Source organism: Bacteroidales bacterium (genome assembly GCA_041671145.1).
Lineage (GTDB): Bacteria > Bacteroidota > Bacteroidia > Bacteroidales > JAHJDW01 > JAQUPB01.
This window is the reverse complement of the sequence record JBAZBZ010000012.1, coordinates 1-10,806: the sequence shown is the minus strand read 5'-3', so window position 1 is coordinate 10,806 and position 10,806 is coordinate 1. Positions and strand designations below refer to the sequence as shown.

General features: G+C 32.2%; 9 protein-coding genes. 5 read left to right on the top strand and 4 right to left on the bottom strand.

Annotated elements, in window-relative coordinates; genetic code table 11:
* The 3 genes from WC223_05980 to WC223_05970 all read left to right on the top strand — a co-directional run.
* A partial coding sequence (locus WC223_05980; GenBank protein MFA6923788.1) for a T9SS type A sorting domain-containing protein occupies window positions 1–1,954 on the top strand: 1,954 nt, incomplete at its 5' end.
* Between the two features lie 261 nt (window positions 1,955–2,215).
* Window positions 2,216–3,127 carry a hypothetical protein gene (locus WC223_05975; protein ID MFA6923787.1) on the top strand — a complete coding sequence of 304 codons (912 nt, stop codon included), beginning with the start codon at window positions 2,216–2,218 and terminating at the stop codon, window positions 3,125–3,127.
* Between the two features lie 239 nt (window positions 3,128–3,366).
* A complete protein-coding gene (locus WC223_05970) occupies window positions 3,367–3,846 on the top strand; it encodes a hypothetical protein (GenBank protein MFA6923786.1) in 480 nt (159 codons plus the stop codon).
* 137 nt (window positions 3,847–3,983) lie between these two features.
* Here the strand turns inward: WC223_05970 and rfaD are convergent, their stop codons facing one another.
* From rfaD to WC223_05950, 4 genes are all read right to left on the bottom strand, one after another.
* Window positions 3,984–4,847 (bottom strand): ADP-glyceromanno-heptose 6-epimerase, encoded by an 864-nt coding sequence (gene rfaD, locus WC223_05965; GenBank protein MFA6923785.1) that lies wholly within the window; start codon window positions 4,845–4,847, stop codon window positions 3,984–3,986.
* Between the two features lie 96 nt (window positions 4,848–4,943).
* Window positions 4,944–5,903 (bottom strand): 1,4-dihydroxy-6-naphthoate synthase, encoded by a 960-nt coding sequence (locus WC223_05960; protein ID MFA6923784.1) that lies wholly within the window; start codon window positions 5,901–5,903, stop codon window positions 4,944–4,946.
* A gap of 1 nt (window position 5,904) precedes the next feature.
* On the bottom strand, window positions 5,905–7,998 hold the full coding sequence (locus tag WC223_05955) for an OmpA family protein (protein MFA6923783.1): 2,094 nt from the start codon (window positions 7,996–7,998) through the stop codon (window positions 5,905–5,907).
* 49 nt (window positions 7,999–8,047) lie between these two features.
* Entirely contained in the window at window positions 8,048–8,680 is a 633-nt protein-coding gene (locus WC223_05950) for a 7-carboxy-7-deazaguanine synthase QueE (protein MFA6923782.1), read from the bottom strand.
* 344 nt (window positions 8,681–9,024) lie between these two features.
* On the opposite strand from WC223_05950, the gene WC223_05945 reads away from it, so the two are divergent.
* Complete coding sequence (locus tag WC223_05945; protein ID MFA6923781.1) at window positions 9,025–9,444, top strand: DUF1573 domain-containing protein; 420 nt, start codon at window positions 9,025–9,027, stop codon at window positions 9,442–9,444.
* Between the two features lie 191 nt (window positions 9,445–9,635).
* Window positions 9,636–10,806: hypothetical protein (locus tag WC223_05940; GenBank protein ID MFA6923780.1), on the top strand; the 1,171-nt coding region annotated here is incomplete at its 3' end.

Genomic DNA, 10,806 nt, shown 5'->3' with positions numbered 1-10,806 from the left:
AATTGCTAAAGTTAAATCTTTAAACTCTTATGATGTTTGTATTTATGATGAAGGTGGAGGTAGTTGTGGGTTCACAAATAGTTTGTGCGTTGATGGTTACAGTCAATCACCCGGAACAAAGACGTCTGCACCTTTTTCTTTAACCGATGCAGATTCTATTATATCTGTTGATTTTAAAATACATTGGTCATGCAACTACAGTAACTGGACATTCAAATTGAATGGAAAAACAATTGACAGCACTGATGATATATATTCTAAAAACTGGGAATGCGATTGTGTTCCAAAAACAGGAACAAATCCATCTATTATTACAGTTAAGAGTTTACAATTAAATGATTTTTGGAATTTTACTGGAACAAACACTCTTACTGTAGTTAATAACACACCCGGTTACAATATGATTTCCGGCTATTCTGCCACAATCAATTATATTGCAAGGGTAAATTCCTTTTCATCAAATTGGCTGCCATCTGTTGGCCTGAATAATCCTGATATTTATAATCCTATTGCTAAACCTATAGTTACAACTGATTATATTGTTTCTATTATTGATGCTAATGGGTGCAGTAATGTTTCTGCACCCAAGACAGTAATCGTATATCCTTCTCCACAAATTGAAGCCGGACCTAATCAAACAGTTTGTATTGGAAATAGTGCTATACTTGCTGCAAATGGCGGCACAAATTATAGCTGGAATAATGGTGTTGAACAAGGAATACCTTTCATTCCAACTTATACTGCAACATACAAAGTTACCGGAACAGGAGATAATGGCTGTATAGCAGTTGACAGCGTAACCGTAACAGTTAATCCTTTGCCACAGGCAGAAGCAGGCGAAAATCAAACAGTTTGCTACGGACAAAATATTACACTCATAGCAAACGGTGGGTTAGAATATATTTGGAGTGATGGCATACAACAAGGAATTTCATTTATTCCAATAAATACTTCAACTTATAAAGTAACGGTTGGTGAAAGTGGTTGCTTCGCAATTGACAGCGTAACTGTAACAGTTAACCCATTGCCACAGGCAAACGCCGGCAACGACCAAACGGTTAATTCAGGCAGTAGTGTAACGCTCACAGCAAGTGGAGGGATAAATTACATCTGGAGTGATGGAATACAGCAGGGAATTCCTTTTGTTCCGACAAATACTAATGCATATATAGTTACAGTTATTGATGCAAATGGTTGTTCTGATGCTGACACAGTTCTTGTAATTGTAAATCCCATACAAGTTATAGGTGTAACTCCTGGCTCTGAAGACCAAGGAAATAATTGCGGAGACAGTAACACTATTTTTATAGGTTATGGTCATCAGTGTGTAACATTAACAGTTCCGGAAATTGCTGCACATTATTTATGGAATACAGGAGCAACATCATCAAGTATATCGGTATGTCCGACAATAAAGACCACTTATACAGTAACAATGGTAAAATCTAATGGTAATTCTGACATCGGCTTAGTAGTTATGAATGTAATTGATATAAGATGTGATGATAAAGGTAAAAAAGTGTATATATGTCATAGACCACCAGGTAATCCTGAAAACGAACAGACCGAATGTGTAAGCACTAGTGCTGTTCCTGCACATTTGAGAAATCACGGAGATTGTCTTGGTCCATGTCATGAAAGAGCAAATAATTCTGCAAACGGAGTAACAGAAAATAACAATGATTTTGGTACTATAGAATTATTCCCAAACCCAAATGCAGGAAAGTTTACCGTAATGTGTAAAGCGAAAAACACTGACTTACCGATAGAGGTAATTGTCTATAATATTATTGGCAAAGAAATAAAAAGAACAGTATTAAAACAAGAAAATGGTATATATAAATTAGACATTGATATTTCAGATATAAATGGTAAAATTATTATGGGATTGTACGTAGTGAGAATTTCAAACGGCAATAATACTATGGTTAGAAAAGTAAGCGTTATTAATTAGTGTGTCTGTCCATAAAGTCGAGAGTTCGGGATTATAAATATTGAAATTCAAAAATTTAATTGCTTTTTATTTGGTGAAATTTTGTGTTTTTGTGGCTATATTTTTCTTGTCACCAAAAAAAATCCACAAAAGCTATGTACTTTGCTATCTTTTATATTAATATTGTTTAAAACAAAATAAACTAAATTCCGAACTCACGTTAAAAATAGTGCTTTTTTCTTAATATTACCAAACAGAATGCAGTAAAAGCAAAATATTTTCATGTTCGAATATTTAACTCATAGCGAAATTGATAAAGCCAAATGGGATAATTGCATTACGAATGCTTTTAATGGAATTATTTATGCGTATTCATGGTATCTTGATGTTTTGTGTGAAAGCTGGGATGCATTGATAATAGGCGATTACGAGTACGTATTTCCTTTGACTTACAGAAAAAAATATGGTATTTATTATTTATATCAACCGTATTTTAACCAGCAACTCGGTGTTTTTTCAAATAAAATACTTACCAGCGAAATTGTAAATAATTTTATTGATGCTATACCGGAGAAATTCAAATTTATTGAAATTAATATTAATAAGTATAATAAAATTTCGAGAAAAGATTTTAAGTATAAAACCAACACAACCCTTGAGCTTGATTTGATAAGCTCTTATGAACAGCTTAAAAAAAATTACGCCGAAAATAATTTACGCAACATAAAAAATGCCGAGAAAAATAACCTTGAAATAAACAGCACTGCAAGTCCCGAAGAAATAATAAATCTTTTTAGAAAAAACAGGGGTAAACAAATAAAGAATCTGAAAAATAATGATTACGAAAATCTAAAATTGCTTATCCACTTAATCCAGAAAAAAGGAAAAGGTCAGGTTTGGGCGGCATACAAGGGAAATCAACTTTGTGCAGGAATATTTTTTATTGAAAGTAATAATAAGGTTATTTTTCTTTTTTCGGGTTCAGGACAATTGGCACGAAAAACAGGAGCAATGTCGTTTATCATTGATAAATTTATTGAAAAAAATGCACAAAGAAATCTCATACTTGATTTTGCAGGTTCTAATAATTCGAATCTTGCGAGGTTTTATAAAGGTTTCGGTTCAAAAGAATGTTTCTATTTGCAAATAAGAAGAAATAATCTGCCGTGGTTTATAAAATGGTTAAAGAAATAATGGAGAGGTGTTATATAATGTTTATCTTCACAATATACTTATCATTCAGCAATTTAATAAAAGGAACTGTTTGGATTGCCTTGATGTAAGCCCTAACTGGATTTATCTTTAATTTAATACTTTGTAAATCAGATTAAACAAAAATATTTTGATTTGGGCTTTTCCTTTACTATATTTGCATTCAGCAATTTTTTATATTCATGCTCGAACCACTTTTAAAATTCGCAACTTTTTTTAAATTGTTTAAAGTACTTTTAACAAGTGCGATTAAATTTATATTTGCTGCTCCTTTAGCTTCTGAAATGGGATTTTCTTTTATACAAACATTTATAACTACTGCACTTGGCGGTATAGCAGGAGTGTTATTCTTTTTTATTTTAAGTGAATGGTTTATTAAACAGTGGGCAATCTTATGGCCAAAAATAAAATTATTTTTTAGAAATATTTTTTCTTCTAAAGAAAAAATAAAATTAAAGAAAACAGAAACCAAAAGAAAAATATTTAATTCGAGGAACAGAAAGTTTGTAAAGATATTCCAGAAATACAGTTACCACAGTTTGGTGATTCTTACTCCTGTTTTATTTTCAATACCGATAGGAACTTTTCTTACTACAAAGTATTACGCACATAAAAGAAATATTCTTATATATTTATCCTTTTCGGTAATCTGCTGGGCACTGATAATTTCCATAATAAGCAATTTATTTCACTTTCTTTAGGTTTTGAAAACTATTAAGTAAAAAGAAACTAAATTATTAATAGTATTTCCCACCGGATAAATATTTTTTTACATAATCAGTAATTCCATCTTCGAGAGTTGTGAAAAGTTTTTTATATCCTGCGGAAAAAAGTTTATTCATTTTTGCCTCTGTAAATATTGATATTTTTCGCGGATATCTTCGGGCGTATCAATGAAAATAATTTCGGGTTTTTTATTCATTGCTTTAAAAACAGCGTTTGCCAAATCAAGAAATGTTCTTGCTTTTCCTGTTCCAAGGTTATAAATTCCGGAATGTTTTTTTTGCTGCATAAGAAAATAACAAACATCCAGAACATCTTTAACATAAATAAAATCGCGCAATTGCCTGCCATCCTCAAAATCGGGATTGTGTGATTTGAAAAGTTTTACTTTTCCAGTTTCTTTTATCTGCTTAAATGAATGAAAAATCACAGAAGCCATTCTTCCTTTGTGGTATTCGTTTGGTCCGTAAACATTAAAAAATTTTAAACCGAGCCAGAAATCAGGTTTTTTATTTTGCTTTAAAACCCATTTGTCAAATTCATTTTTCGATTCACCGTAAGGATTAAGTGGTTTCAGTTTATCAATTATTTCGTGCTCATCATCGTATCCTAAATTGCCCGAACCATAAGTTGCCGCTGATGAAGCATAAATCAGAGGAATATTATTTTCAGCACATAAAGTCCAGATTTTTTTGCTGTAATTTAAGTTAAGTTCATTAAAAAGAGCTTTATTAAATTCAGTAGTGTCGGTTCTTGCGCCGATATGAAAAATAAAATCAATTTCATTTATTTTATCTACAGCCCATTCAAAAAATATTTTTCTGTCAACACATCCGGCAAAAAATTTATCAGTTAAATTATTTTCTTTAGAATCGTCAGAAAAATCGTCAACTACAACAATATCTTTTATTCCTTCGGTGTTAAGTTTGCCAACGAGGCAACTGCCAATAAATCCTGCTGCTCCTGTTATTATTATCATAAGTTAGTTTAAAATTTAAAGTTTAGAAAAATTGAAATATGAATTCGTAACTCTTTAAACTCTGACAGGTCTGACGACTCTGTCAGGTTTATTCCTTTAAATAAAGAGTTCAAAATTATTATTATCAATAAATTCTAATTCTACCATCTTTTCATAAAAAACTTCAATTGCTTGTCTGCCCTCATTCCCCAAATCAATTGTAAATTTGTTTACATATAAATCAATATGTTTTTTAATCACTTCATCATCTGTTTGCTGAGCATTTTCTTTTACAAAATTATAACTTGCTTGCGGATTTGCAAAAGCAAATTCAATACTTTTTTTCAAAATGCGATTTATTTTTTGTTTTATTTCATCGGGCAAATTTCTTTTAACTGCAATTCCTCCAAGCGGAATTGGGCTTCCTGTTTTACTTTTCCAATATTCGCCCAAATCAATAATTTTCTTCAACCCGTTTTTCTGATAAGTAAATCTGCTTTCATGAATTATAACGCCTGCATCAACCTTATTATTTAATATTGCATTTTCAATTTCAGAAAAAATTATTTCGGTTTTATTTATCGCATTCGGAAAGGCAAAATTTAATAAAAAATTTGCCGTTGTATTTTTTCCGGGAATTGCAATTTTTAGTTTTTCAATTTCTTTTATGGACTCATCAAAGAACTGAAGATTCGCTTTATCACTAATCCGTCGTCTGGAAGAAGGCAAATTTTCAGATGTTTCACCCTTTAGGGCTGGGGTAAAAACATCTGAAAATTTGGTTTTAAGACATACTCTTAAATCAGTTTCTTTTTTTGAAATCAACAAAGGACCGCAGCCAAAGCCCAAAGCAGAACCGCTATGAAGTAAAACATATTTATCAGTTAAGCCGAAAAATGTCGGAAAACTTAATTTAATAATATCTGTTTCGTTGTTTAATGCTTTATTGTTAAGGTTTTCGATATCGGTTAAAATATAATTAAATTCCAAACCTTCGGTATCAATTTTTCCGTTCAGCATTGCATCGAAAGCAAAAGTGTCGTTAGGGCAAGGTGATATGGCGAGAGAGATACTCATTTTATTTCCCTAAAATTTTAAACTCAGTTCTTCTGTTGTTAGCCCTGCCTTTTTCGGTATTATTTGTATCTATCGGTTTGGTTTCTCCGTATCCTTTATACGATAACCTTTCTTTTGCAATATTATTTTTTATAAGATAATCATAAACTGCTTTTGCCCTGTTTTCCGAAAGAATCTGATTATGCTTATCGTCGCCAACATTGTCAGTATGTCCGCCGATTTCAATTTTGATGGTTTTATTTTTAATAAGAAAATCTTTAAGTTTATCAAGTTCAACAATTGACTCCGGTTTCAAATCAAATTTATCAAAATCGAAAAATACATTTTTAAGAATTGTAATTTGTCCTTCTTCAATAGGTTCAAGCACAATGTCTGTCAAAAAAGGATTTGCAACATCATGTATTCCTTTGAGTGAAAAATTTTCGGAATAAAACAAATAACCGGTTTTAGAAACATTTAAAGCATAATTTTTATTTGTTGGAATACATAAAAGAAATTCGCCGTCACATTCATTTGAGTACGTAAGAGCAGTTGTTTGTTTTGTTTCAAGGTCAATCAATTCAATTCTTGCATCGAAAATAAGTTTCTTTTGTTGATTAAAAATTCTTCCTTTCAGGTATGTTGTCATTTCAGGTCTTGCCTCTTTATACAAATCGAAGCTGTATATATCAAGTCGCCCTTTCCCATTAGGTCTGTTGCTTGCGTAATAAGCAGTGTCGCCGGCTGCATTTAAAATGAAGCAGCTTTCATCATTTGCTGTGTTAATCGGATAGCCAAGATTTACCGGAGTTCCCCACTTTCCCGAACTATCTTTTTTTGAATAATAAACATCCAACTTTCCCATTCCTATATGTCCTTCGGAGCTGAAATATAAAGTTTTATTATCAAAATGTATAAAAGGAGTAACATCACGTTCGGGCGTATTTATTGTTGAGCCGAGATTTTCGGGTGATGTCCACGTGGAATCATTTATTAATTTAATTTTCCAGATATCTTCATTTCCAAATCCTCCCGGCCTGTTGCTTACAAAATATATTGTTTTTCCGTCTGCTGCAATTGATGGTTGTGTTTCTTTGTATTTGCTATTTATAAGGTTTCCCATATTTCCGGGTTTCGACCATTTGTTGCATATTTTTCTTGAGAAATAAAGGTCACAATCGCCAAAACCATCTTTTCTGCTGCAAGCGGTGAAAATGAGAAGATGTCCATCAGGAGAAATACTCTGCGCTCCTTCATTTAAAAGAGTGTTTACAGGCGGTCCCATGTTTCTCGCTTTCGACCATTTCCCATTTATTCTGTAACTGATATAAAAATCGTCGTTAAAAATATTATCCTGCATTCGTGAAGGATTTGTGTTCATATTAATTCTGTTAAAAATCAATTGCGAACCATCGGCACTTATTGTAGGAAAATAATCATCGAATGGTGAATTTATGCTGTCGCCAAGATTTACCGGATTAAAAGGAACAGGATTTTTAATTGCATTTATTGAGAATTCGCAATCTTTTATTCTTTTTTTTGCTTTTTCTATAAGATACAAATCATTTTTTTCCAACTCTATGAATTTTGAAAAATTTTGTTTTGCTTCTTCGTATTGATTTATAAAAATCTGTGCTTCTCCTAAACTGAAATAATTTGAAACAACATCAGTGAAGTTTATTTTTATTGCTTTTTTAAATGATGCTGCAGCAAGTTTATAATTTTTCAGATTTGTATGCAAATGCCCGAGCATTATATATGCCTCAAAAAAATTAGTGTCTGTTCTTACTGCATTTTCAGCATCAATTATTGCTTGTTCAAAATTATTCCGATTGAAATTTATTTCGGCTTTTATGAAATATTCTTTTGCTTTCTTTGATTTAGTGGATAACTTATCATTCTGAGCAAAACAAATATTTGCAGCGATTATTAAAAATATAATTATGAATATTTCTAATATCTGAAATTTCGCTTTACCCCAAACCCTAAAGGAAGGCGAATTTTCAGATATTTTACCCTTATAATCCCGATAGCTACCGGAGCAGGCAAAAACATCTGAAAATTTTCTTTTCTGACAACCAGCAACTGAAAACCAACAACTATTTTTTATTTTCATTTTTAAAACTTTAAGTACTCGAAGTATTTTAGGCACTTTAAGTACTTGTTTAAGGAATATTCATGTATTTGTGAATTTGCAGCGATATTTCCCACTTCGGATTTTTAAGTATGTAATCAATAATTAAAGGTAAAGTTTTCTTTTTATTTTCCCATTCGGGCTGTAAATATAATTTGCAATTTTTATCAACACGTTTTGCATTTTCTTCAGCCCATTTAAAATCGGATTTATCGCAGATTATAATTTTTAATTCATTTATCATACCAAATATTTCGGGTAAAGGGCAAACTTTTTTCTTTGGTGAAAGGCAGAGCCAGTCCCATTTTCCGCTTATTTTATTAATGCCGCAGGTTTCCAGATATGTTTTAATACCTGCATTTTTTAATTTGCCGCACAAATAATTGAGATTGTGTTTAAGCGGTTCTCCACCTGTTACCACAACTGCTTTAGCAGGATATTTAACTGCATTTTTAATGATATCATCGGTTTTTATTAAATGATGATTTTTTTTATCCCAGGAGTTTTTTGAATCACACCACTTGCAATTTATGTCACAACCGCCAAGCCGTATGAAATAAGCCGCCTTTCCGCTATTGAAGCCCTCTCCCTGAATGGAATAAAATTCTTCAACCAATAGCAGCAATTTTCCTTCTTTCAGTAATTTATTTTCTGTGTTTTTCAAGAAAAATATTTTGAAATATTGTCAGACAAACCTATACAAAATAAATTTAAAGACAAAATTATAATCTAAACTGGTTTATTTAAAAATTAAAAAACAACATTCTTATGCCAATCAAATAATGAGTTGCAACCCATTGTACCTTCCTGAAATAACTTGACAGGTTTATAACTAAATTGGGGAATAAATTTACATATGAGATTTTATTATTTTTACTAGTAATTTGTGCTATAAAATATTAGTAAAAAGCACTTTATATCGAAAAAACCTTATTTTATTTTTTAAAATGGGAAAAATATTTTTATTATTGCAGTATTGAAAAAAGTCGAACTAAAAATTTAATGTATATGAAAAAATTTACTTTAACAATTTATCTGCTTTTACTTGCAGTGTTCACAATAAAAGCAGCAGAAAATGAACCAAATCCGCAAAGCGATTCTACTTATGCTCAATTAACTTTTCAGACCACAATCCATGATTATGCTCAAGTTACAAAAACCGAATCCAATAACGTTCCTGCCGGCGATTATACTTTTACTTTCACAAACACTGGCACAAAAGCATTAATTATTGATTCAGTAAAAACAAGCCCCGACTATGTTACAGTAACATGGTCAAATACTCCTGTTTTGCCTAATGGCACAGGAACAATAACTGTTAATTACAACACTACATTGCCCGGTATTATTAACAAGCAGCTTGATGTTTTTTCAAATGCTTTGAATTCGCCGGTAGTGCTGACAATTGTTGGAAATATTAACAATTAGATTAGTCATTAAAAAATATTATGTTGTAATCAAATATAGTTCTTTGTGTCCTTCGTGAAATTTACTTCGTGCTCTTTGTGGTTATATTTTTTTAACCACAAAGGACACTAAGGTTTACACAAAGTTTAAACTATGGGTTATTATACCAAAAATTATAAATAAGAAGAAATTAAACGCTAAAATTTAAACAAATGAAAACACCTGCAAACACATTAAAACATACCATTACAGCCGTAATCGTTTTTACGCTGTTCTTATTTAATGTTTTCTCAACAGCATTAGCAGCAACAAGAACAGCATCAGTAACAGGCAACTGGAGTTCGACAACTACATGGGGCGGCTCATCAGTTCCAACATCTTCCGATGATGTTGTTGTTAATAGCGGAATTACCGTTACAGTTGATGCAAATGCTGAATGTAATACCATAACAATAAATGCGAATAGTGCAGGTTCAGCAAATGGAATTACAATCAGCGACTCTTATACACTAACAGTTACCGGTGCTGTCAGCATGACTGCCCCATCGTCATTTAAAACATCACTAATCGCTGTAAATGCAGGGACACTTAATGCAGGAAGCATTACAATACATGGCGGTTCTCTTGCCACAAGTTCACTGACAGTTTCTACGGGTTCTATTAATTGTTCAGGTGATATTTCATTCACAGGAGGTCCGTCGGGAGTGAATTTAACATTTACAGGAGCAGGAACATTAAACATCGGAGGAAACCTTGGTTCCGGTGCAACACTCACAGCATCAACTGGAACAGTAAATTTCAACAGCTCCGGCACACAAACCATTGCCAGTTATACATTTAATAATCTTACAATATCAGGAACAGGCAGTATTTCAGCAGCAGGAAACTTAACAGTAAATGGTACTCTGTCAGTTTCATCTGGCAGCACATTGAATTTGACTTCAAGTTATGTTTTGTTTGGTACATTATCAACAATAACAAATGACGGAACAATAAAAACATCATACACAACAGGATACTACTCCCCAATACCATCAGGAAAAACATGGAGCGGAACAGTAGAATATGCTGCTGCTTCCGGCTCTCAAACAATAGTTGCAGGAACATACAATAATTTACAACTTGATAATACAAGCGGAACTAATACCGCAGGCGGTATTTTAACAGTAAATGGAACTTTAACAATTCCCTCAGGTGGAACATTAAGCATGAGCAGTTATAAATTACAAGGCACATTAACAACAATAAATAACAGCGGAACAATTACAACGAGTGTGTATAATGATGCAACACCAATACCCGCAGGCAAAACGTGGGGAGGCACAATAAACTACGACCGTTTTATGGGAGGACAAACAATAGTTGCAGGAACATACAATAACT

Excerpts from the sequence above, each read along its gene's own strand:
- WC223_05960 (MFA6923784.1), bottom strand. The coding sequence starts at position 5,903 with ATGAGTATCTCTCTCGCCATATCACCTTGCCCTAACGACACTTTTGCT.
- WC223_05975 (MFA6923787.1), top strand. The coding sequence starts at position 2,216 with ATGTTCGAATATTTAACTCATAGCGAAATTGATAAAGCCAAATGGGAT.
- WC223_05955 (MFA6923783.1), bottom strand. The coding sequence starts at position 7,998 with ATGAAAATAAAAAATAGTTGTTGGTTTTCAGTTGCTGGTTGTCAGAAA.
- rfaD (MFA6923785.1), bottom strand. The coding sequence starts at position 4,847 with ATGATAATAATAACAGGAGCAGCAGGATTTATTGGCAGTTGCCTCGTT.
- WC223_05945 (MFA6923781.1), top strand. The coding sequence starts at position 9,025 with ATGAAAAAATTTACTTTAACAATTTATCTGCTTTTACTTGCAGTGTTC.